This is a genomic window from Microcella alkaliphila (assembly GCF_002355395.1).
Taxonomy (GTDB): Bacteria; Actinomycetota; Actinomycetes; order Actinomycetales; family Microbacteriaceae; genus Microcella; species Microcella alkaliphila_A.
Window position 1 is genome coordinate 2001335 of the sequence record NZ_AP017315.1, and the last position, 23108, is coordinate 2024442.

General features: G+C 69.6%; 20 protein-coding genes. 6 read left to right on the forward strand and 14 right to left on the reverse strand.

What is annotated here, in order from left to right:
• Positions 1 to 335: 335 nt before the first annotated feature.
• Positions 336 to 2354: an alpha-1,4-glucan--maltose-1-phosphate maltosyltransferase gene (locus CPY97_RS09865; protein WP_419866102.1), complete on the forward strand. Its 2019-nt coding sequence runs from the start codon at positions 336 to 338 to the stop codon at positions 2352 to 2354.
• The gene (gene glgB / locus CPY97_RS09870; RefSeq protein WP_096422329.1) at positions 2354 to 4546 is read left to right on the forward strand and encodes a 1,4-alpha-glucan branching protein GlgB; all 2193 of its coding nucleotides are present in this window, start codon (positions 2354 to 2356) and stop codon (positions 4544 to 4546) included. The genes CPY97_RS09865 and glgB overlap by 1 nt, the downstream gene beginning before the upstream one ends.
• Here glgB and CPY97_RS09875 read toward each other — a convergent pair.
• Together CPY97_RS09875 and CPY97_RS09880 are read right to left on the reverse strand one after the other, a co-directional pair.
• Positions 4543 to 5553, reverse strand: a complete 1011-nt coding sequence (locus CPY97_RS09875) for a tetratricopeptide repeat protein (protein WP_096422331.1) — start codon at positions 5551 to 5553, stop codon at positions 4543 to 4545. The two genes, glgB and CPY97_RS09875, sit on opposite strands and share 4 nt — an antisense overlap.
• Positions 5550 to 7430 (reverse strand): hypothetical protein, encoded by a 1881-nt coding sequence (locus CPY97_RS09880; RefSeq protein WP_096422333.1) that lies wholly within the window; start codon positions 7428 to 7430, stop codon positions 5550 to 5552. The genes CPY97_RS09875 and CPY97_RS09880 overlap by 4 nt, the downstream gene beginning before the upstream one ends.
• Positions 7431 to 7735: 305 nt before the next feature.
• On the opposite strand from CPY97_RS09880, the gene CPY97_RS09885 reads away from it, so the two are divergent.
• Both CPY97_RS09885 and CPY97_RS09890 read left to right on the forward strand, forming a co-directional pair.
• Positions 7736 to 9919: a DivIVA domain-containing protein gene (locus CPY97_RS09885; protein WP_161494113.1), complete on the forward strand. Its 2184-nt coding sequence runs from the start codon at positions 7736 to 7738 to the stop codon at positions 9917 to 9919.
• A gap of 37 nt (positions 9920 to 9956) precedes the next feature.
• On the forward strand, positions 9957 to 11018 hold the full coding sequence (locus CPY97_RS09890; RefSeq protein WP_096422337.1) for an AI-2E family transporter: 1062 nt from the start codon (positions 9957 to 9959) through the stop codon (positions 11016 to 11018).
• A gap of 37 nt (positions 11019 to 11055) precedes the next feature.
• Here CPY97_RS09890 and CPY97_RS09895 read toward each other — a convergent pair whose 3' ends face one another.
• The 10 genes from CPY97_RS09895 to rpsB all read right to left on the reverse strand — a co-directional run bounded on the left by CPY97_RS09895 (position 11056) and on the right by rpsB (position 18513).
• Positions 11056 to 11796 carry an alpha/beta hydrolase gene (locus CPY97_RS09895; RefSeq protein WP_096422339.1) on the reverse strand — a complete coding sequence of 247 codons (741 nt, stop codon included), beginning with the start codon at positions 11794 to 11796 and terminating at the stop codon, positions 11056 to 11058.
• An 8-nt stretch (positions 11797 to 11804) separates the two neighbouring features.
• Positions 11805 to 12023: a hypothetical protein gene (locus CPY97_RS09900; RefSeq protein ID WP_331716202.1), complete on the reverse strand. Its 219-nt coding sequence runs from the start codon at positions 12021 to 12023 to the stop codon at positions 11805 to 11807.
• Positions 12024 to 12116: 93 nt separating this feature from the next.
• Positions 12117 to 12815, reverse strand: coding sequence for a transglycosylase SLT domain-containing protein (locus CPY97_RS09905; protein WP_231923914.1), 699 nt, complete (start codon positions 12813 to 12815; stop codon positions 12117 to 12119).
• Between the two features lie 46 nt (positions 12816 to 12861).
• Positions 12862 to 13410, reverse strand: coding sequence for a DivIVA domain-containing protein (locus CPY97_RS09910; RefSeq protein WP_096423579.1), 549 nt, complete (start codon positions 13408 to 13410; stop codon positions 12862 to 12864).
• A 44-nt stretch (positions 13411 to 13454) separates the two neighbouring features.
• Entirely contained in the window at positions 13455 to 14447 is a 993-nt protein-coding gene (locus CPY97_RS09915) for a phosphatidate cytidylyltransferase (protein ID WP_096422341.1), read from the reverse strand.
• Positions 14447 to 15001, reverse strand: coding sequence for a ribosome recycling factor (gene frr, locus CPY97_RS09920; RefSeq protein ID WP_096423581.1), 555 nt, complete (start codon positions 14999 to 15001; stop codon positions 14447 to 14449). The genes CPY97_RS09915 and frr overlap by 1 nt, the downstream gene beginning before the upstream one ends.
• Positions 15002 to 15052: 51 nt before the next feature.
• Positions 15053 to 15628 carry an EamA family transporter gene (locus tag CPY97_RS09925; protein WP_197702279.1) on the reverse strand — a complete coding sequence of 192 codons (576 nt, stop codon included), beginning with the start codon at positions 15626 to 15628 and terminating at the stop codon, positions 15053 to 15055.
• Positions 15629 to 15851: 223 nt separating this feature from the next.
• On the reverse strand, positions 15852 to 16565 hold the full coding sequence (gene pyrH / locus CPY97_RS09930; RefSeq protein WP_096422343.1) for a UMP kinase: 714 nt from the start codon (positions 16563 to 16565) through the stop codon (positions 15852 to 15854).
• Positions 16566 to 16682: 117 nt separating this feature from the next.
• Positions 16683 to 17510: a translation elongation factor Ts gene (gene tsf, locus CPY97_RS09935; RefSeq protein ID WP_096422345.1), complete on the reverse strand. Its 828-nt coding sequence runs from the start codon at positions 17508 to 17510 to the stop codon at positions 16683 to 16685.
• Positions 17511 to 17538: 28 nt separating this feature from the next.
• Positions 17539 to 18513: a 30S ribosomal protein S2 gene (gene rpsB, locus CPY97_RS09940; protein WP_096422347.1), complete on the reverse strand. Its 975-nt coding sequence runs from the start codon at positions 18511 to 18513 to the stop codon at positions 17539 to 17541.
• A 290-nt stretch (positions 18514 to 18803) separates the two neighbouring features.
• Between rpsB and CPY97_RS09945 the strand changes: the two genes are divergently transcribed.
• Positions 18804 to 19343 (forward strand): murein hydrolase activator EnvC family protein, encoded by a 540-nt coding sequence (locus CPY97_RS09945; protein WP_231923915.1) that lies wholly within the window; start codon positions 18804 to 18806, stop codon positions 19341 to 19343.
• Positions 19344 to 19380: 37 nt separating this feature from the next.
• Here CPY97_RS09945 and CPY97_RS09950 read toward each other — a convergent pair whose 3' ends face one another.
• Together CPY97_RS09950 and CPY97_RS09955 are read right to left on the reverse strand one after the other, a co-directional pair.
• Positions 19381 to 20319: a tyrosine recombinase XerC gene (locus CPY97_RS09950; RefSeq protein WP_231923916.1), complete on the reverse strand. Its 939-nt coding sequence runs from the start codon at positions 20317 to 20319 to the stop codon at positions 19381 to 19383.
• Between the two features lie 4 nt (positions 20320 to 20323).
• The gene (locus tag CPY97_RS09955; protein WP_096422351.1) at positions 20324 to 22501 is read right to left on the reverse strand and encodes an MMPL family transporter; all 2178 of its coding nucleotides are present in this window, start codon (positions 22499 to 22501) and stop codon (positions 20324 to 20326) included.
• 93 nt (positions 22502 to 22594) lie between these two features.
• Between CPY97_RS09955 and CPY97_RS09960 the strand changes: the two genes are divergently transcribed.
• Complete coding sequence (locus tag CPY97_RS09960) at positions 22595 to 23107, forward strand: MarR family transcriptional regulator (protein ID WP_096422353.1); 513 nt, start codon at positions 22595 to 22597, stop codon at positions 23105 to 23107.
• Position 23108: the final 1 nt, after the last annotated feature.

Here is a 23108-nt window from a genome sequence, read left to right on the forward strand (position 1 = left end):
GGGAGGCGGGACGCGCATCCACCGTCAGTCCCGCCGAAAAGCGCCGTTAACGCCGAACAGGACCGGCCTCGCGTTGGGGGGATGCGAGTCACGGTCCTGGTTCACGCGAGCGCTCGGGTCGCCGCGTGATGTTCGGGGAACAGGTCGGATTCGGGTATTCCGCCTGTTCGATTTCCGAACACCACGGTACTCCGAACGGGCGCGTGCGGAAGGAGAGTGACGCATATTCGCGTACCCCGGCCGGGGTACATTTTGTCCGCCCTTGTGCGGACACCCGAACGGGGGCCACCGACTCACCCCTCCCCCGCCACACGCGAGAGGGGTACGGTCGATGGGTGGCGACCACCAACACGACATTCAGCGGCCGCATTGGCCGAGTGCCCATCCGACACCTGAGCCCGCAGCAGCCCGAACACCGCTGGCCGGCGAAAGCCTTCGTCGGCGAGGTCGTGCCGTTCGCGGCGACCGTGTTCCGTGAGGGACACGACATTCTCGGTGCCGATCTGCTGCTGAGACGCCCCGATGGATCCGTCACCGAGCACCCGCTGCACACGGGCGCCCCGGGAACCGACCGCTGGGAGACCGACGCGCTCGTCGACGTCGCAGGCGACTGGTCGTGGCAGATTCGCGGCTACACCGACGACTGGGCAACGTGGTTGCACGCCGCAACCGTGAAGATCGAAGCGGGCGTCGACAGCGAGGTCATGCTCATGGCCGGGATCGAGTTGCTCACCCGTGCGGCAAAGCTCGCCTCCGGCACTCCGGCCCAGCGCGTGCTCACGAACGCCCGCACCGCCATGAAGAAGACGACGAAGACCCCCGCCGAGCGGCTCGCCGTCGCCCGCGACCCCCGCGTCGTGTCGGCGGTTGCCGCCAACCGCCTGATGAGCCTCGAGACGCTGTCCGAGTCGATCCCGTTGCGGGTTGAGCGCACCAGGGCCGGCGTCGGCGCCTGGTACGAATTCTTCCCACGCAGCGAAGGCGCGAGGCGAAAGAAGGACGGGACCTGGGTGTCTGGCACCTTCCGCACCGCGCAGAAGCGCCTCCCCGCCGTCGCCCAGATGGGGTTCGAGGTGCTGTACCTGCCGCCGATCCACCCGATCGGCACGGTCAACCGGAAGGGCCCAAACAACACGCTGACGCCGGGCCCGGGCGACCCGGGCAGCCCCTGGGCGATCGGCTCGGCCGACGGCGGCCACGACGCGATCCACCCCGACCTCGGCACCGTGGCCGACTTCCGGGCGTTCGTGAAGGCCGTGCACAAGAACGGGCTCGAGCTGGCGCTCGACCTTGCCCTGCAGTGCGCGCCCGACCACCCGTGGGTCACCGAGCATCCCGAGTGGTTCACGACGCTGCCCGACGGGTCGATCGCCTACGCCGAGAACCCGCCGAAGAAGTACCAAGACATCTACCCGCTGAACTTCGACAACGACCCCGAGGGTCTGAGCCGCGAGATCCTGCGCATCGTCACCTACTGGATCGAGCTCGGCGTGCGCATCTTCCGGGTCGACAACCCGCACACCAAACCCTTGAGCTTCTGGGAGTGGCTGCTCGCCGAGGTGCGCCGCGACTACCCCGACGTGGTGTTCCTCGCCGAGGCGTTCACCCGCCCTGCGATGATGCAGTCGCTCGCCGCGGTCGGCTTCCACCAGTCGTACACCTACTTCACCTGGCGCAACACGAAGCAGGAGCTCGAGGACTACCTCACCGAGGTGTCGCAGGTCACGAGCACGCACTTCCGGCCGAACTTCTTCGTCAACACGCCCGACATCCTGACCGAGTACCTGCAGTTCGGGGGGGTTCCGGCGTACAAGATTCGCGCGGCGCTCGCGGCGACAGCGAGCCCGACATGGGGCGTGTACGCCGGCTATGAGCTGATCGAAAACGTCGCGCGGCCGGGCAGCGAAGAGAACATCGACAACGAGAAGTACGAGTACAAGAACCGCGACTGGGCGGCCGCCGAGGCCGAGGGCAGGTCGATCGCGCCGTTCATTACCCAGTTGAACGCGATCCGGGCGGCGCACCCGGCGCTTCGTCAGTTGCGCAACCTCCGCACCCACTGGAGCGACGACGAGGCGATCCTCGTCTACTCGAAGACGATGGATGCGCGTTTCACCGGCACCGGACGTCCCGACGGTCTCATCATCGTCGCGAACGTCGACCCGCACTCGGTGCGTGAGACGACGGTGCACCTCGACCTCACGGTGCTCGGGCTCGAGCCCGGAGGCCGCTTCGACGTCACCGACCTGATCACGCAGGAGCGGTACTCGTGGGGTGCCGACAACTACGTGCGGCTTGACGCGTTCCAGAACCCCGTGCACATCCTCCGCATCGACTACCCGAAGGGCGTCTGATGGCTACGAAGAAGCCGGCACCGCGCATCCCGACCCTGCACCCCGACCACCGGAGGGCGCTCGTTGAGGCGCGGCACCCGCAACCGCATGACGCGCTCGGGCAGCACGCCGTCGACGGCGGCTGGCTCGTGCGCGTGCTGCGGCCGCTGGCGGCGAGCGTCACGATCGAGCGCGCCGACGGAACACGGCACGCTCTCGAGCACGACGCCGACGGCCTCTGGCACGGCCTCCTTCCCGGCGGGCCGACCGACGGCCAGGCCTACACAGTGCACACCACCTACGACGGCGGGCCCGATTGGCACGCCGACGACCCGTATCGCTTCGTGCCGAGCGTCGGGGAGGTCGACCTGTACCTCTGGGCAGAGGGCCGCCACGAGCAGCTGTGGCAGGTGCTCGGCGCGCACAAGAAGACCCACGAGGGCGTCGAGGGCACCGGGTTCAGCGTCTGGGCCCCGCACGCGCAGGCAGCGCGTGTCGTCGGCGACTTCAACGACTGGAACGGCGCACTGCACGCCATGCGCCGTCTCGACGACAACGGGGTGTGGGAGCTGTTCGTGCCGGGCCTCGGGGCCGGCTCGACCTACAAGTTCGAACTGCTGACCCCGTCGGGCGAGTGGGTGAAGCGCGCCGACCCGATGGCCCGCTACACCGAGGTGCCGCCCGCCACCGCGTCGGTCGTCGGCGACAGCACCTACAGCTGGAACGACGGCGACTGGATGGCGGCCCGCGCCGCTCGCGACCCGCACAACGGCCCCATGAGCGTGTACGAGCTACACCTCGGCTCGTGGAAGCCGGGGCTCGGGTACCGCGACATCGCCGACCCGCTGATCGAATACCTGGAACACACGGGATTCACGCACGTCGAGTTCCTGCCGCTCGCCGAGCACCCGTACGGCCCGAGCTGGGGCTACCAGGTGACCGGCTACTTCGCCCCCACCTCGCGCTTCGGTCACCCCGACGACCTGCGGTACCTCATCGACCGGCTGCACCAGGCCGGCATCGGCGTGATCATGGACTGGGTGCCCGCCCACTTCCCGAAAGACGAGTGGGCACTCGGGCGATTCGACGGCGTCGCGCTGTACGAGCATCCCGACCCGCGACGCGGCGAGCACCCCGACTGGGGCACCTACATTTTCGACTTCGGCCGCAGCCAGGTGCGCAACTTCCTCGTCGCGAACGCGCTGTACTGGCTCGAAGAGTTCCACATCGACGGCCTGCGCGTCGACGCCGTGGCGAGCATGCTGTACCTCGACTACTCGCGCGCGGAGGGTCAGTGGCTGCCGAACCAACACGGTGGGCGCGAGAACCTCGAGGCGATCGCGTTCCTCCAGGAGGCGACCGCGACGGCCTACAAGCGCCAGCCCGGCATCATCATGATCGCCGAAGAGTCGACCTCGTACCCCGGCGTGAGCCGCCCCACCGATGCGGGCGGTCTCGGCTTCGGTATGAAGTGGAACATGGGCTGGATGCACGACACCCTGTCGTACTTCCAGCGCAACCCCATGTGGCGCTCGCACCACCACGGCGAGATCACCTTCAGCTTCTTGTACGCGTTCAGCGAGAACTTCATGCTGCCGATCAGCCATGACGAGGTCGTGCACGGCAAGGGCTCCCTGCTGCACAAGATGCCCGGCGACCAGTGGCAGAAGCTCGCCAACGTGCGCGCGTATCTGTCGTTCATGTGGGCGCACCCCGGCAAGCAGCTGCTGTTCATGGGTCAAGAGTTCGGCCAGCCGAGCGAGTGGAGCGAAGAGCGCGGCCTCGACTGGTGGATCCTCGACCAGCCCGTGCATCAGGGGCTCCTGAGCCTCGTGCGGCAGCTGAACCGGGTCTACCGCGACTCGCCGTCGCTCTGGCAGCGCGACAACACGCCAGACGGCTTCGAGTGGCTGGAGGGCGGCGACGCGGGCAACAACGTGATTGCGTTCCTGCGCCGCGGTGATGGCGACGAGCCGCCGACGGTGTGCGCGTTCAACTTCAGCGGCAACCCGGTCGGCCCGTACCGACTGCCGCTCCCCCACGCCGGTCGCTGGCGCGAGGTCGTCAACACCGACGCGACCGACTACGGCGGTTCGGGAGTCGGCAACCTCGGCGCTGTCGAGGGAGACGAGACCCCGTGGGGCGGCCACCCCGCCTCGGTCGAGCTGACGCTTCCCCCGCTCGCGGGGCTCTGGCTACAGCCCGAGGGCTAGTAGAGCAGGTTGGTGAGCTGACGCCGCGCGGTGACGACGCGCGGATCGTCGGCGCCGACCAGCTGGAAGTAGTCGAGCATGCGCGTGCGCACAGCCGCCTTGCCGTCAGCGTCGAGCCGGGGAAACACGGTGAGCAGACGCGCGAACGCATCCTCCACGTGACCGCCACTGACATCGAGGTCGGCGATCGCCAACTGCGCGTCCGCGCTGTCGGGATGCTCGGCAGCGGCACTGCGGATCGTCGCCGCGTCCGCGCCCTCCAGCCGCTTCAACAGCGACACCTGCGCAAGCCCGGCGACGGCGTCGTCATCGCGGGGATTCTGGGCGATCGCCGTCTCGAACGCGGTGATCGCCGCATCCAGGTCGCCGCGCGAGACGGCGTCGTAGGCCTCCTGGTGGAGCGGCGGCAGAGGCTGCTCCACGGGCTCTGCGTCGGCGCCCTCGGCGCCAGGCTCCGTTGCCCCGCCGATGGTGCCGGTCACGCCATTCTGAGCGGCCAACTCGAGCACCTGCTCGAACACTCCGCGCACCTCGTCCTCGGCGGCCATGCCCACGAACAGGGGCACGGGGCGTCCGCCGATGAGAGCCACCACCGCCGGCACCTGGGTGATCTGGAACGCCTGGGCGACCTGCGGCGAGCGGTTGCCGTCGACGGTGATCAGCGCGAGGCGGCCGCCATAGCTCTCGACAATGGCCGGGAGGAAGGGCTCGATGCCGCCGCCGTAGAACTCGACGATGACCGGCACGGTCCGCGACAGCTCGACGGCGTGGCCGAAGCTCTGGTCGTCGGCCTCCGACACGATGGGGGCCGAGACGGCCGGCGCGGCCGCACCCTCGCCTCCGGGTGCCGAGCCCGGGGCTCCCGGACCGGCGGGGCTCCCCGGCGACGCACCGCTGGGTGCGGGTGCGGCGGGTCGGGCTGCAGGCGGCTGCTGCGCCTGTCGCACGAGCGACGACAGGTCAACGGCGCCGCGCAGGCTGGCCGGGTTCAACGACGCGTCGGTCACGATACCTCCGAAGCTGAGATGAGTCCCTGGGTGTAGCCGAGCAAGAGAACGGGGGCGTCGCTGCCGAGCGGCGGCACGTAGAACAGCAGTTGCACGCCGTAGCGGGCGACGATGCCGTTCGTGCTTTGCTCGACGCCCGACAGCGCCTGGACGGCACCGCTGGCGTTGACGGCAGCACCGTCCTGAATCGGGGTGACCGTCTCGGTTTCGATGATGTAGGCGGTGACGAGTCCGCCGGTGTCATTCGTGGCGAGCACGATCGTCTCGCCCTCCCCGACCGCGTTCGAGAACGCGATCTCTGCCGTCTCGGGCAACGACTCAGCCCGCTCGGCCTTCGCCGCCGCGCCGATCTGCTCGATCAGTACGTCACTGTCGAGGTCGAACAGTGCGGCACCCTCTGCCTCGGTGCCCTCGAGCAGCAACTCGGCGTAGGCCGGCGCGATGTCCTGCGGCACCACCGACATCAGCGAAGTGTCGGCCGGCAGTCGTGCCGTACCAATACTCGCGGGGGGACTGTCGGGGAACGGGTTCGCCGGCACGACGGTCACCGCGTAGTGCACCTTGTACTGGCTGCGCGGGTCTTCCTGAATGAGCACCATGGCGAGCGGCGGCAGCGTCTCGTCCTCGGCGTCCTCCACCACGGCGAACACCGTGCGCGGCCAGATGTCGGTCTGCTGCGGCAGTGCGACGCGGACATTGCCGACCGGGATCGCCGGAAGCGCACCGAGGTCGGAGTCCTCCGCGCGAATGGCGTAGCTCGCCTGACGCAGCTCCAACGCCGGCCCCGCCATGCGTGTCGCGGCGAGGTCAGCGTCGAGGTCCTCGTCCGCCTGCGCGATCCGGTCGCCGATGCGAGCGACGATCCGCTCCAGCTGGCGCTCGTTGACGGCGATCGGCGGGGTCACCAGCTCGTCGCCCGGTTCGCTGGCCGACGGACTGGGGCTCGGCCCGAACGTCATGACACCGTCGGCCGTGCAGGCACCGAGCGTCAGGGCCGTGCCGAGAGCGAGAGCCGGAATGACCATGCCCCGGCCGATCGCGCGACGACCCTTGGGGCGCGCGATCGCGGCCCGCGGGCGGGTGGGGCGATAACGCGAGGGGCGAGGCGCCTTCGGCATGCGGGGCGTCTTGCGGCGCGGCCCGCGCTGGCGGCGCCAGTGGAACAGCCCCCACAAGAGGGCGATGAAGCCGAGCACCATAAAGGCGATGCCGGCAAGGATCAGCCAGCCCGAGTACGGCGTCGACGAGTCGAGCGGCCAGGTCACCGTGTAGCCCTGCGGGGCCGGCAGCGTGCCGTCAGACACGACGAGCAGCGACACGTCGGCCGGTACGTTCAGCGTGAGACCCAGGTCACCCTCGCCCTCGAACTCGCCGAACCAGAGGTCGCTCCCCAGCGGGGACGGCACCTGCGATTCGGTGCCGCGCACCGCCTGCGCCACGAGCTCGCCCGTCTCGGTGTCCAGCGTGATCAGCGTGTACGGGGCCTCCCCCACCCAGCCGATCACGTCAACCGTGCGGCCGTACGTTACGGCCACAGCGTCGGTTTGCGTCACCACGTCGGCGGCGTCACCCTCGGCAGCACCGCCCTCCGTCGCCTCGCCCTCGGTGGCCTCGCCGTCGGTGGCGTCGCCGTCCGTCGGGTCCGCGGGAGCAGCATCCGTTTCGGGCGCCTCGACACCGCCGGCGATTGTGATCGTCTGGCTGCCCTCGTAGGCGTTCAAGGCCGCACCGTCGATCACGGTGATCGGCGCCGTCGACGACAGCTGCAACTCGGAGGTCACCGCGTCGGGCGGGGCCAAAACGGTGCGCTGAGCGAGTCCGAGGCCGCCGCTCGCGAGAGCGACGACAAACAGCACGATGGCGACAAGAAATCGCACGGGCTTCTCCTTTCCGGCCGACCCGGCGCGCAGAGTACTGCGCAGCCCGAGGCCGTGAACACTGCGGCGGGACCGCGAAAACGTGGGGTACCGGCGGTGCGCGTCATCGGGCGGTCGCCCCGATGGTCGGGGCTGGCCAGCAGAACAAAGACATCCCAGAATAGCGGATGCGCGCACCGGCGTCGCTGACCGGCCCCCCAGCCGCGCATCCCCGTACGTTCTCGAACCGCCCTCGACCCGTGCGGCGGCGCACGGATCGTTACACTCGGAGGGTTGAGCCGCCGACCCCCGGGAGACGACCACACGTGGCAGCGAATGATGCGACCTTCGGCACCGAGATGCGCGGATACAAGCGCGAGGAGGTCGACCGCGCCCTGCAAGAGCTGCGACGCGAGCTCATCCAGTCGAATACCGAGCGCGCCGAGTCGGCGAAAGAGCTGAAGCGCCTGCAGGCGGTTATCGAAGACCTGCAGGAGGAGCTCGACGAGGTCGGTAGACCCACCTACGCAGGTCTCGGCTCCAAGCTCGAGCAGACCCTTCGAGTCGCCGAAGAGCAGTCGACCCGGCTCATCAGTCAGGCCGACATCGACGCCGATCGCGTTCGAAACGAGGCCCGCGCCGAGGCCGAGAAGCTGCAGCAGGAGACCGCGGCGCGAGTCGAGAAGTTGGTCAATGACGCCACCCGTCGCGCCCACGAGGCGATCGACGCGGCGACCCGCGACGCGCAGGCCACCCGAGATCAGGCCGAGTCGGATGCCGCGGCCCTGCGGGCGGAGGCCGAGCGCGAGGCCGCAGCGATTCGCGGCGCCGTCGCCACGGAGGCAGCCGAGACGCGCACCACCGCGAAGCGCGAAGCCGCGGCCCTTCGCGCAGAAGCGGAACGCGAGATCGCCGAGCTTCGGGTCGTCGCCGACCGCGACGCCGCTGAGGCCCGCGAGGCCGCCGCGGCGCTCGCCCGCGATACCGAGCGCCTGCGCGCCGAGTTCGAGAGCGAGTCGACCGCGCAGCGCGAGCAGCTCGACGCCGACCTCGCCGCGAAGCGCGCCGAATACGAGTCCGAAGTTGTGGGCGAGCGGGAACGCGTGCTCGCCGAGCTCGAAGAGCGGCGCACGGCGTGGGAGGCCGAGGAGCAGCGCCGCCGCGCCGCCGTCGACGCACTCGAGACACGCTCCCGCGCCGCCCTCGACACCGAATTGACGGATGCACGCGCCCGGCTCGAGCAGGAACTGGCCGCCGCCCGCGCCGACCTCGCCCAGGAGTCTGAGCGCACTCGCGCCGAACTCGCCACGGAAGTCTCGACGACGCGCGCCGACCTCGACCGCCAGGTGACGGAGACGCGAGCCGACCTAGAACGCGAGCAGAGCGAGGCTCGCGCGAACCTCGAGCGCGAACTGGCCGAGGCACGCAGTGCCCTGGCCGCCGAACTCGCGGAGGCGCGCGCCGGGCTCGACCGCGAAGCCGCCGACGCCCGCGCCGCGCTGGAGCAGGAACTCGCCCGCGCCCGCGCCGATCTCGAGCAAGAGCTCACCCGCGCACGAACCGAACTCGACCAGGAGCTGGCCGCCGCCCGCGCCGACGCGGAACGCGAATTCGCCGAAAGCCGCGCCACCGTCGATCGTGAGAACAGCGAGCGGCGTACCGCGCTCGAGCAGGACATCGCCGCCGCTCGCGCCGACCTTGAACGCGACGTTACTGCCGCCCGCGCCGACCTCGAACGAGAACTCTCGAGCGCCCGCGCCGAGCTCGACCGCGAGGTCAGCGAGCGCAGGGCCGACACCGATCGATACGTCACTGCGACGCGCGCGCAGGTGGACGCCGACATTGAGGCCGCCCGTGCGCGGCTCGCTGACGAGCAGACCACGGGCCGCGAAGCACTCGACCGCGAACTGTCGGCGGCCCGGCTCGACGCCGAGCGCGAACTCGAGGCCGAGCGCGCGAGTCGCCTGCACGAGCTCGAGACCGAGCGCATCAGCCTCACCGACCAGCTGGCGAAGCTGCGGGCGCAACTCACGCACGAGGCGGAAGAACAGTCGGCACGGCTGGCGCGCGAGGCCGAGCAGGCCCGCGTTGACCTCGACGTGGAGCTCTCGGCGCGCCGAGACGACGCCGAGAAGGAATACCTGTCGCGCCAGCAGGAGGCCGTGGCGCAGACGAAGAAATACCTCGACGAGGCCACATCCGAACTCACGGCAGCCCAGGCCCGCGCCGCCGACGCGCGCCGGGTTGCGGCCGAGCTCGACGCTACTGCCTCGCGCGACGCCGACGAACGCCGCGCGGCCGCCGATGCCACCGCCCGGGAGGTGCTCGAGAATGCCGAGCGCCGCGCCGCGGCGATGATCGCCGACGCCGAGAAGCGCACGGCCGAGCTCGTCGCCGACGCCGAGGAGCGCCTCGCCCGGATCCGCGTCGAGCGTGACGCCGTGGCTGGCTACTTTGAGGGCATGCGCGGAGTACTGTCGCACGCAGAGAAGCTCGCCGGGTCCGACTGAGTCACCCGGCGCCCGACGAGAGAGTGCGAGGTAGCCGGTGAAGATACAGAGCGCTTTTCGCGTCGGCCTACTGGGCGGGCTCGGAGTGCTGGTCGCACTGGTCATCGGTGGTGCGTTCGTCTCGCTCGCGACGATCATCACCTACATCGGCGCAGCGATCTTCCTCGCGCTCGGGCTCGACCCGCTCATCACGTGGCTCGAGAAGCGGGGCTGGCCCCGGTGGTCGGCGATCATCACGGTGCTCACCGGCGTCGTCGCCCTCTTCACGGGACTGGTGTTCGCGCTCGTGCCCGTCATCGTCGAGCAAACCGATCGCCTCATCACGCAGATCACGCGGTACCTGCAATCGATCGAGAGTCTCGACGAGTTCTTCGACAACGCGCAGAGCTTCATCCCGGTCGAGATCCTGAACGTTAGGCAATCAGCCGAATCAGCGCTCGCCTTCCTCAGCGATCCGGCGAACGTCGCCGAAATCGGCGGCGGAGTGCTGTCCGTGGGAATAGGGATCGCCGCGGGCCTCTTCGGCGGGCTGATCATCCTGATCTTGACGCTGTTCTTCGCCTCATCCTTGAACTCGATCAAGGCGGCGCTCTATCGACTGGTGCCCGCCTCGAAGCGCGAGGGGTTCATCCGCATCGCCGAGCAGGTGTCGATGGCTGTCGGCCGGTACGTGGTCGGCCAGGTGACGTTGGCGCTCGGCAACGGCGTCCTGAGTTTCGCGTTCTTGAGCATCATCGGCGCGCAGTATCCGGCGTTGTTCGCGTTCGTCGCGTTCCTGTTCTCGCTGGTGCCGCTCGTCGGTACGATCACGGGCTCCACGATCATCGTGCTCACGCAGTGGCTCGTGAACCCCGAGTCGATCTCGACGGTGATCGTCGCCGCGATCTACTACCTGATCTACATGCAGGTCGAGGCATACCTCTTGGCGCCCAACATCATGCGCCGCGCCGTGCGGGTTCCCGGGGTCGTCGTCGTCATCGCGGCACTGTCGGGAGGCACGCTGCTCGGCGTTCTCGGAGCCCTCATCGCGATTCCGGTCGCCGCGTCCGTGCTGATCATCATCGAGCAGGTGATCGTTCCTCGCCAGGAGGCGGCGTAGCTGCCCTTCGTCGCGCCACCGTCGGCGCCCCGATGGGCTACGCGGGCCAGTGGGTGGGCAACGGCAGCACGGCGGGGTTCAGCCGCGCCACGATCTCGCTCAGCACGCGGTACGTCTGGTTCTCGCCGACCCAGAGGTGCTTGCCGCCCTCGACCGCGACGAAGTCGAGCTCCGGCACGGACGAGAAGCGCTCACGCGCCTCCGCGGGGCGCAGGTAGTCATCGAGTTCGGGAATCACAGCAACGAGGCGCTTCCCGCTACCTGCCCAGGCGGCGACCTCGTCCTCGCTCGTACGGTGCAGCGGCGGAGAGAGCAGGATCGCGCCCACAACGTCGTGGGCGAGACCGTGCTTGAGGGCGACCTCGGTACCGAACGACCAGCCCAGCAGCCACGGATTCGGCAGCGACCGCGCGGCGGCGAACGCGACGGCGGCCGCGAGGTCGTGCCGCTCGAGGTCGCCGTGGCCGAATTCGCCGTCGGACGTGCCGCGGGGCGACGTCACGCCGCGGAAGTTGAATCGCAGCACCGCGAGGTCGGCGAGGGCAGGAAGGCGCGCAGCGGCCTTGCGGATGATGTGCGAGTCCATGAACCCGCCCGCGGTGGGAAGCGGATGCAGGCACACGAGCGTCGCGACCGGGTCGCCGTGTTCGGGCAGGCTCAGTTCGCCGACCAGCGTCAGCCCGTCGGCCGTCGTCAGCTCGATGTTCTCGCGGCGGGCGGGCAGCAGGGTGCTGCCGCGGATCTCGTCACCCTCGGTCGTCGCCTGGTCGTTGTGCATGGGGCCTTTCACGGTTCGATGCGCCAACAGCGCGTGTGCCAGTGCCGACGCTCGGACAGCGCCGCGTCGTCGCCGAGGAAGTGGTCGGTGCGCCAGACCACGACGTGGGCGACGCCCGAGGCGATCGTGCCGCCGCAGCCGGGGCAGGTGTAGACCTTCTCGGCCGATGCGGCACCCGAGGGCTGCACCATCCAGGTGCCCGAACGCTTCTGCTCGGTGCGCTTCATGCCCGCGGTGATACGCGCGAGATCTAGCGGCTCGGGGTCCGTCTGTGCCCCGCGCCGCCGCCGTGACCGGTTACTGCGCGGCACGGCGGTGGCCTAGTACCAACCGACCTGCTGGCTGTGGGCCCAGGCGCCACAGGGGCTGCCGTAGCGACCCTGGATGTAGTTCAGGCCCCACGTGATCTGGGTGGCCGGGTTCGTCTGCCAGTCGGCGCCGGCCGTCGCCATCTTGTTGCCGGGCAGCGACTGCGGGATTCCGTAGGCGCCCGAGTACGGGTTCATGGCGTAGACGTTCCAGCCAGACTCTTTGTTCCACAGCGCCACGAGGCAGTCGAACTCACCGCCACCCCAACCACGCGCGGCAACCATGTCGGCCGCGATGGCCTGAGCGGTGCCGGGGTCGGGCGTGCCAGCCGGCGGAGCGAAGCCGCTCGCAGCGGCGGGGGCGGGTGCCGGTTCGGGTTCGGGTTCGGGCTCGATGATCTCGTACGACGCCGTCTCAACGCCGTGCTCAACGTCGCCCTCGACCGCGAACTGCTGCACGGGAGCGCGCTCAGCCGGGGCGGAGGTTTCGACGTCGGCCGCAGCACCGGAAGTGGGGTCGATCACCGACACCATGACGAACGAGAGCGTCGCGAGGAATGAGAAAACCGGGAGGGTCCAGGTGCGGCGCACATGGCGTTCCGGGGTCGGAACCCGCACCACGACGTCAGCGCGCGGGGTACGGCGAATACCGCTCGAACCCGCCCAGGAGGACGCGGACGAGCGCGTCTCTGTCGCTGAATGTCTACCCACGAGAGCAAGAGTCTAGCCCACGAGTGCCGATCTGGCAGGGTCGGGGTCAGCGCACGGCGAGCATGACACGAATAACGGTGTCGAGCAGGAGGTCGACCTGACGCTCGTCGTAGCCGCCAAACCGCGGGCGGAAGGCGATCGTGCGCACCGTGTGTACCGGCACCGATTCGCCTCGCTGAAAGTACCCTGACAGTCGATCGCAGAGCGCGTCGACATCACTCGGACGGTATCCCCGCGTAAGCGGGCCCACCCGACGGAAGCGCTGCCCCTCCGGCCGGGCAAGCCGGTCGACGATCTCCTGGGCGGCCGCACGTACCTCCGCGTAGTAGGCAGCCTCGCCCTGCGCGGCGATGGCCCGCTCGCGCTCACGCGCGGCGAAGGCCTCCTCGAGCCGCTCAAGAGCCTGGTCGACCCGCGTCGCCGCGTACCCGCCGCGTCGCACGACTCGGAATGCCGCCCCGCGAATCGCGTCGCTCGACAGCGAGGTGTTGGCCGGGTCGGCGTACGCGGCTCGGGCCTCGGCGAGGAACGCGTCCACGTGCTCAGCGTCGTACGCGGGCTCGCCGCGACGCGCGAGCGGAAATGTGGTCGTCACGTTCTCATTCTGCCGCGCGCGCCGGCGGGGCCCCACCGCGTCGCTCACGAGCCACCGAAGGCGAGGAACACGAGGTACGCGGCGATGGTCGACGGCAGGATCGAATCGAGGCGATCAAGGAAGCCGCCGTGCCCGGGAAGCCAGGTCGAGATGTCCTTGATGCCGAGGTCGCGCTTCAACAGCGACTCCGTCAGGTCGCCGACCGTCGCGGTGACGATCATCGCGCCGGCGAGGATCAGCCCGACCCACCACGCTTCGCCCAGCATGAAGATCGCGAGCAGCACCCCGGCCAGCAGAGCGACCGCGACGGCGCCGGCGAACCCCTCCCAGGTCTTCTTGGGGCTGATTTTGGGGGCCATGGGCGTCTTGCCGAACGACAGCCCGCTCACATACGCCCCGATATCGATGCAGATCACGATGATCAGGTAGGCGAGGGTCCACCACTCGCCGCCCTCGGCCGCGGTCATGACCACGGCGAAGCCTCCGAGCAGGGCCACGTAGGCGAGCACGAAGATGCCGGCAGCGAGATCGGTCGACAGCGACACCGCCGGGTCGTTCCGCAGCGACGGGCGCAGCTGCTCGACGAGGCGCCACACCGTGACGAGCGCCGCCCCCGCGAGGAACGCCCACCAGAGTCCCGCTGCGCCGAAGTAATACGCGGGTGCGATGACGCCCACCGACGCGATGACGACAGGGATGCGCGGCACATCACGGCCCGCGAAGCGCAGGGCGCTGGCGAGCTCGTACGAGGTGAAGACGACGAGCGCCGCGCCGAACAGCATGAACAGCTCAGTGACGAAGATCAGACTGAACAGCAGGGCGAAGCCGAGCACCAAGCCGAAGAAGAGGGCTTTGGGGAGGTTGCGTCCGACGCGCTTCTCGATGCGTGCATCCATTTCGCGGGCGCGCGCCTCGATGTCGTGGATGCGCTCCTCGACCTCGTGAATGCGACCCTCGACTTCGCCGCGGGCCGTGCGCGCCTTACGCCGGATGCGATCCGTCGCCGTCGACGCCTCGTCGTTTCTGCCGTCGGCCATCAGACCTCGAGCAGCTCGGCTTCCTTCTTCTTCAGCGCCTCGTCGGCCGCCTCGACGTGCTTCTTGGTGATCGCCTCAAGCTCTTTCTCGGCGCGTGCGACCTCGTCGTCGCCGACCTCGCTCTTCAGCGCGTCGAGGTCGTCCTTCGCCTTGCGGCGGATGTTGCGGATCGCGACCTTGCAGTCCTCGGCCTTGCCCTTGACGATCTTCACATACTCCTTGCGCCGGTCTTCGGTGAGCTCCGGCATTGTCACGCGGATGATCTCGCCATCGTTGTTCGGGTTCGCGCCCAGGTTCGGGAAGTTGACGATCGCCTTCTCGATCTCTTTCAGGGCGCTCTTGTCGTACGGCGTGATGATGAGCACACGCGCCTCGGGGTTCTGCAGACTCGCGAGCTGCGCGAGCGGCGTCGGCGTGCCGTAGTACTCGACGAGGATCTTCTGGAACAGCTGCGGGTTCGCGCGGCCCGTGCGGACGGTTGCGAAGTCCTCCTTCGCCACGTCAACGGCCTTGGTCATCTTCTCGGCGGCTTCCGCCAGTACATCCGCGATCACGCGCACCACTCCTCGGTTCAGGTCGGCATCGAGTCTAGTGGGCGGCGCCCGTCAGACAGCGAGGAGCGCGACGCCGGCCAGCACGACCACCGCGCCCGCGAGCCGCCTCGCCGGATGCGGCTCGCGAAACAGCAGCCAACCGGCGAGCGCGATGAGCACGACGCTGAGCTCGCGGGCGGGGGCCACCACCGAGACGGGCGCGAAGCCGTAGGCGGTGAGGATCGCCAGGTACGACGCGGTCGACAGCACGCCGACGGCGACCGCGACCGGGAGGTGGCGTCGCGCCTCCTCCCGCAGGATGCGCGGGGCAGGTCTTCCGCGCAGCGCCAACCCCGCGAGCATGACCGTCTGCAGGGCGAGGCTCGCCCAGAAGTGGCCGAGGGGGGTACGGCCCGCGCCGGTCACGGCGGCGGCGTCCCAGAGCGTGTAGCCCGCGATGGAGACCCCGACGGCCGATCCGTAGATGACCCCACGGCGCAGCCGAGCAGCGGCGTCGTGGGCTGCTGCTACTGCGCCAACCCGCTCGGTGGAGCCACCGGCACCCTGCGCACCCGCGCGCGAGCGGGTACACGACGCCGACGTCGGCGACGCGATATCCGCGCTGCAGAAGCAGCATGTACGCCGTATGAAACGCGGCGCTCACGAGAGCCCACCCGAGCCAGGATGCGCGCGGCTCCGTCGCGATCAGCAGCGGTATCGCGAACGGCGCGGCGAGCACCGTCGCCGATCCGGCGACGAGCGCGAAAAACACGGGCCCGGATGCGCCCTGGCTCTTCACGAGGACGTTCCACGCCGCGTGCGCGACCGCCGCGAACAGAATGAGCAGCGCCGCGGTCACGGGCGGCGGGCTCTAGCGCGTGACGCGGGTGCCGAGGGCCTCGCCGCAGATCGCCTTCGCGATGTTGCCGCCGGGTTCCATGCCGAAGACGACCATGGGCATCCCGTTGTCCATGCAGAGGCTGAACGCGGTCGAGTCGACGACCTTGAGACCGTTCACGAGCGCGTCCTGGTACGTGATCTCGTCGAGCTTGTGAGCGTCGGGGTTCGTACGCGGGTCATCGCTGTAGACGCCGTCGACGCCGTTCTTCGCCACGAGAACCTCGTCGGCCTTGATCTCGAGCGCGCGCTGCGCGGCGACCGTGTCGGTCGAGAAGTAGGGAAGGCCGGCACCGGCGCCGAACACGACGACGCGCCCCTTCTCGAGGTGGCGCACGGCGCGCAGCGGGATGTACGGCTCGGCGACCTGGGTCATCTGAATCGCCGACTGCACGCGAACGTCGGCGCCCGCCTGCTCGAGGAAGTCTTGCAGTGCGAGGGCGTTCATGACGGTGCCGAGCATCCCCATGTAGTCGGCGCGACCGCGCTCCATGCCGCGCTGGCTGAGCTCCGCACCGCGGAAGAAGTTGCCGCCACCGACGACAATCGCCACCTCGACGCCGCTCGCCGCGGCCTCGGCGATCTCGCGGGCGATTCCGCTCACGATGTCGGGGTTGACACCGAGCGCTCCCCCTCCAAACGCTTCACCAGAGAGCTTCAACAGGACGCGGCGGCGGGATGCGGACACAGGGCTCCTTGAGGGATGTCGCGGTGGTCGTTCGGATCAGGCTAGCGGTCTGCTCGGCGCAGAAAGAAGGGGCCCGATCCGCAACGAGTTGCGGACCGGACCCCGAAGCGGCACGGCTTAGGCGCCGACCTTGAAGCGGGCGAAGCCGGTCACGGTGAGACCGGCGTCCTTCAGCACCTGCGACACCGAGAGCTTGTTGTCGCGGGCGTAGTCCTGCTCGAGCAGGGCCACCTGCTTGAAGAAGGCGCCGACGCGACCCTCGACGATCTTCGGCAGGGCGGCCTCGGGCTTGCCCTCGTTGCGCGAGATCTCTTCGACGATGCGGCGCTCGTTGTCGACCGTCTTGGCCGGCACGTCGTCGCGGCTCAGGTACTGCGGGTCGGCGAACGAGATGTGCTGCGCGATGCTGCGCGCGGTCTCGGCGTCGTCACCGGTGTAGGCCACGACCACACCGACCTGCGGGGGCAGGTCCTTGTTGGTGCGGTGCAGGTACACGGCGAAGTTGTCGCCCGTGAGGCGAGCGACGCGACGCAGCTCCATCTTCTCGCCGATGATCGCGGCTTCGCCGTCGATCAGTTCGGCGACGGTGCCGCCCTCAGCGGGGGCGGCGAGGCCCTCCTCGGCGGTCGAGGCGCCCGCGGCGGCAACCGCGGCGAGGACCTTGTCACCGAGCGCGACGAACTTGTCGCCCTTGGCGACGAAGTCGGTCTCGCAGGCGAGCTCGATCATGGTGACAGCGCCGTCGCCCTCGTGGGCGGCGATGAGGCCCTCGCTCGTCGAGCGGTCGGCGCGCTTGGCGTTGCCCTTCGCGCCCTTCAGACGGAGGATCTCGGTCGCCTTGGCGATGTCGCCGTCGGCCTCCACGAGAGCGTTCTTCGTGTCGACCATGCCGGTCCCGAGCTGTTCGCGCAGGGCCTTGATGTCGGCCAGGCTCACGTTAGCCATGGAATGTGTCTCCTAAAGGGGTCGGTCGTTACTCGGACTCGGGCGCCGCGTCCGAAGCGTCAGCCTCGGTCTTCTTTGAGGCAGCCTTCTTCGCGGGGGCCTTCTTCGCCGGAGCCTTCTTGGCGGGCTTCTCGGCGGGGGCCTCCTCAGCAGCAGGGGCTTCCTCCGCGGCGGGGGCCTCCTCAGCGGGTGCCTCCTCGGCGGCGGGCTTCTCGACCGCGGCGGCCTCGTCAGCCTGGCCGGCCTCGAGCAGCTCGCGCTCCCACTCGGCCATCGGCTCGACAGCCGACACGTTGCCCTCGGCCTCGGGCGCCTGGTGGCGCTGGATGAGGCCCTCGGCGGCGGCGTCAGCGATGATGCGCGTCAGCAGCGCGACCGAGCGGATCGCGTCGTCGTTACCCGGGATCGGGTAGGCGAGTTCGTCGGGGTCGGCGTTCGTGTCGAGGATGCCGATCACGGGGATGCCGAGCTTCTTGGCCTCGTCAACGGCGAGGTGCTCGCGCTTGGGGTCGACAACCCAGATGGCGCTCGGGGTCTTGGTGAGGTTGCGGATACCGCCGAGCGACTTGTGCAGCTTGTCGAGCTCGCGCTTCTTGATCAAGAGCTCCTTCTTGGTGAAGCCCTTGGTCGTGTCGTCGAAGTCGATCTCTTCCAGCTCCTTCATGCGCTGCAGGCGCTTGGAGACGGTCTGGAAGTTGGTGAGGAGGCCGCCCAGCCAGCGCTGGTTGACGTAGGGCTGGCCGACGCGGGTCGCCTGCTCGGCGATCGACTCCTGCGCCTGCTTCTTGGTGCCGACGAAGAGGATCGTGCCGCCGTGGGCGACGGTCTGCTTGGCGAAGTCGTAGGCCTTGTCGATGTAGGCGAGCGACTGCTGCAGGTCGATGATGTGGATGCCCGAGCGCTCGGTCAGGATGAAGCGCTTGACTTTCGGGTTCCAGCGGCGGGTCTGGTGCCCGAAGTGCACGCCGCTGTCGAGCAGCTGGCGAATGGTGACGACGGCCATGGCCGTACTCCTTCTGTGTTCTCAGTTGTCGCCCCGAGCCGGTCGGCCGGGGCCCTGGTGCCCGGGCGCTGTCCCCACCCGCACGGTTGTTGCCCGGTTTCCCGGGCGGTGCAGGACTGATGGGGATGTGCGCCGCATTCGGACACGCGAAGTCAGCCGCCGAGGCGACTGCTGGTCATACTCTAGCACCGCGGAACCTCCCTCCCCCACGAGATGCTGGGTGGTGGCGTTGTCCCCGACCCTCGCCGTGAGCATCCCTCCGGGTGCCCTCCCCAGGCAGTGTGGGGGCCGTGCGCCGCCGTCCTTTCTCGCCCATGTCGGTCGCGATCCTGCTCGCGATCGCGTTCGGGATGCTCGCGGCGCCGACGAGCGCCGCTCCCGTCATCGACGGCGGTGTCTCCCGCGCGCATCCCGACTGGGCGTGGCCCGTCGACGGCGTGCGCACCGTCGTGCGGCCGTTCGCAGCGCCACCGAGCCCGTACGCGGCGGGGCACCGCGGGGTTGACCTCGCGGCTCCGGGCGCGGGCGCGGTCGTGCGGGCGGCGACCCACGGGGTCGTGCACTTCGCGGGCACCGTGGTCGATCGGCCGGTGGTGACGGTGCGCAGCGGACACCTGCTCGTCACGGTCGAACCGGTGGAGCCGAGCGTCGAGGCGGGCGACTGGGTACGCGCCGGCGACGCGATCGGCCTGCTGCAGGGTGGGCACTGCGCGGCGACGCCGTGTGTGCACCTCGGCGTGCGCGTCGACGGTGAGTACGTGTCTCCCCTGCTGTACCTCGGCGGCCTACGGCGAGCCGTCCTCCTTCCGCTCAGCGCGCACGGCGAGTAGCCGCGCGAGGCGGCGCGAGGGGCGGCGCGGCGGGCAACTATGCGCGCGGGTGGGCGGTGCGGTAGGCGGCGGCGAGCCGTTCGGCGCTCACGTGCGTGTAGATCTGCGTGGTGCCGAGGCTCGCGTGCCCGAGCAGTTCTTGCACGGCGCGAAGGTCGGCCCCGCCGTCGAGAAGGTGGGTCGCGGCCGAGTGTCGGAACGCGTGCGGGCCGGCGGGCCCCGAACCGGGAAGGTCGGCGAGGAGGCCGGCGACGAGCGTGTAGACCGCCCGCGTCGACAGGCGTTTGCCGCGCGCGCCCAGAAAAAGCGCCGCCTCTGCCTGCCCGTCCGACGGCGCGCCCGACGCGAGCGCGGGGCGCCCGCGGTCGAGGTAGGCGGCCAGCGCGCGCGAGGCGGGGAGGCCGTACGGCACCACGCGTTCCTTCGCACCCTTGCCGAGCACCCGCAGTGTGCGCCGCCCGTCGTCGATCGAGTCGAGGTCGAGCCCCACGAGCTCGCTCACGCGCAGCGCGCTCGCGTAGAGCACCTCGACGACGGCGAGATCGCGCAGGGCGTTCGGGTCATCCGTGGCGGCACGGTCGGCGAGACCGGCGAGCAGCTCGTCGACCTGCGTGCGCGTGAGCACCCGCGGTAGGGACCGGTCGGGACGGGGTGCCCGCAGCCGCACGCCCGCGTCGGCGGCCGCGCGCCCCGTGCGGGCGAGCCAGGCGGTGAAGCCTCGCACGGTCGACGTGCGTCTGGCCAGCGTCGCCGTCGCGAGTCCCGCATCCCGCTGATGCCACGCCCACTCGCGCAACAGTTCAAGGTCGAGAAGCGCCGGGTCTGCCTCGGCTCCCGACTCCTCGACGAATTCGGCGAGGGTGCGCAGGTCTGCTGCGTACGCCCGCAGGGTGTGCGGCGAGGCTCCGCGTTCGAGCGCGACCGCGCGGAGGTAGGCGTCGATCGCCTCGCTCAGCTCAGTCGTGGCCGCGTGCACCCCTTCAGGATGCGCGCTCGCCGCCGCCGTCGCCGTCCGGCGCGCCCGCGCCCACCAGCTCCGGTTCGGCGTCGCCACCGTCTGCGGGGTTCACCACGGTCGACATCTGCTGCGCGGTCAGGCCGCGGGCCTCCGCATCCGCGATCGTCACGCGGGGCTTCCGCGGCCAGAAGAACCGGTCGCCCGCGATGAATGCGAAGGCCGGCACGATGACGGTGCGCACGAGCAGCGTGTCGATGAGCACGCCGATGCAGACGATGATGCCGATCTGCGTGAGCGTGATGAGCGGCAGCACTCCGAGCACCGCGAACACGGCGGCGAGTAGGATGCCCGCACTCGTGATGACGGCGCCGGTCGCGGCGAGCGCACGGATCATGCCCTCCTTGATTCCGAGCCGCTCAGCCTCCTCCTGCGCCCGCGTCACGAGGAAGATCGAGTAGTCGATGCCGAGCGCGACGAGGAACAGGAAGCTGAACAGCAGCACCGTCGTGTCAATGGCGGGGAAGCCGAAGACGGTCTGGAAGAGGATCCACCCGATGCCAACGGCCGAGAAGTAGCTCGCGACGACCGCTCCGAGCAGGAGCAGCGGGGCGAGCAGGGCGCGCAGCAGGATCACGAGCACAATGAAGACCAGCACGAGGATGAGCGGGATCACGATCGCCTGGTCGCGTTCTTGAGCGTTGGCGGCATCCAGCGCCTGGGCATCGATGCCGCCGACGAGCGCTTGGCCGGTACCGACGTCGTCGAGGGAGGCGCGCATCCGTTCAATGGTGTCGAAGGCGGCAGCACTTTCAGGGTCGGCATCGATCGTGACGTCGAGCTGGGTCCACTCGTCGGTCGACTCGCCCACCTCGCCCGAGTCGACGCCGTCGAGCGCAAGCAAAGCGGCGAGGGTTTCCGCGGCCTCATCGCTCGGCACGATCACCGCGGCCGGCGAGGTCGAACCGGCTGAGAACGCATCGGCGAGCACCTCCTGGCCGACGACGGCTTCCGGCTTCTCGATGAAGCGCTCGTTCTGCGATAGGCCGACGTTCGCGCCCACGAGACCCGCCGCAAAGCCGGCGAGGGCGAGGAAGCCCACGGTGGCAACAATGACGGGGCGACGGCTGACCCGGCGGCCGAGGCGCCCCCAGGGGCTCTTCGCGACGAAGTCGGGCGCGCCGTAGCGCGGGACGAAGGGCCAAAACAGGCCTCGACTGAACAACACGAGCGCCGCCGGCAAGACGACGAGCCCGAAGAACATGGCGACGACGATGCCGATCGCGCCAGCGAGACCGAGCGCTCGGTTTCCCGACAGCTCGGCAAACAGGAGGGTCGCGAGCGCGAGCGCGACGGTGCCACCGGAGGCGAGGATGGCGGGCGCCGTACCCCGCACCGCGCGGCGCATAGCCTCGCGGCGGTCCTCGAACAGCCGCAGTTCATCCCGGTAGCGCGCGATCAACAGCAGCGCGTAGTTCGTCGCCGCGCCGAAGACCAGCACCGACAGGATGCCGGTGACGCTCGCGTCGAGTTCAACGCCGACGGCGCCAGCCACCAGGCGTGCGATCGTGCCCGCAACCTGGTCGCCGAGCCCGACGACGGCGAGCGGGACAAGCCACAGCCAGGGGCTGCGGTACGTGAGGATCAACAGCACGGCGACGACGAGTACGGTCGTGCCGAGCAGGGTGACGTTGGCACCCTCGAAGACAGCGGCGAGGTCGACCTCAAAGCCCTCCGCGCCCGTGAGGTAGACGGTGGCGCCGGCGAGGTCGGCGGACGCCGCCGCGCGCAACTCATCCGCGCGCTCGGCACGCTCGCTCACGCTCGTGATCGGGTCGAGCGGCACGACGACGAAGGCGACGGTCGCGTCGTCGCTGACGATCGGCGGGGGCAGGAACTCGACGTCGGCGATCTGCGCCAGCTCGGCGGAGTTGTCGCCAAGAGTGGCGAGCTGCTCGTCGGTGAGGGTGCCGGTCTCGGCGGCGACGACGAGGATCGCGCTTGTTCCGTCCGCGGAGGGGAACTGCTCTTGCAGCTGTTGCACCTGCACCGACTCGGCACTGTCGGGCAAGCCGACGGGCGGCGCGGCGTCGTTTTCTTCCTGCCCTGACAGCGCGATCAGCGCGCCGGCGCCGAGAACGGTGGCGAGCAGAACGAGCCACGAGGTGGCCTTTGAGGTGATGAGGCGGAGGTAGGCGGACACGCGCGGCCTTTCGCGGGCAGAAACGACGGATCGGGTTTAGTTCGATGATCGAACTACTAGATATTCGAAAAGATAGCGCGTAGACTCAAGCGCATGCAAACGCATTCACCGGATGCTCAGGGTCGCGAATCAGCGCGGCCCGCAGCGCGCCCGGCGACGCAGTCTTTGCGCGACCTGCTTGACGTCTCGGACGACTTCGCCGCTGCCCTCGCCCACCGGCTGGAGGTCAATCTGACCGATCTCGACGCCATGCAGCACCTGATCATGGCGGGGCCGTTGTCGCCGAGCGCACTTGCGAAGCGGGTCGGACTGTCGACGGCCGCGATGACAACGGCCATCGATCGCCTCGAAGCGGTCGGTCACGTGCGCCGCAGGGCAAACCCGGACGATCGGCGTAGCGTTCTCGTCGAGGCGCGCCCCGAGTCGCGCCAGAGGGCGATGGGCTTGCTCATGCCGATGATCGGCGCGGTCGACGCGGTGCTCGACGACTTCGACGAGCGCGACCAGCAGGTGATTACCCGGTATCTCTCTCGCGTCGTCGAGACGTACCGCGGCCACAGCGCGCGGCTCGGCACGCCTGATGCGCCGGAAGCGGCGGGGCGCTAAG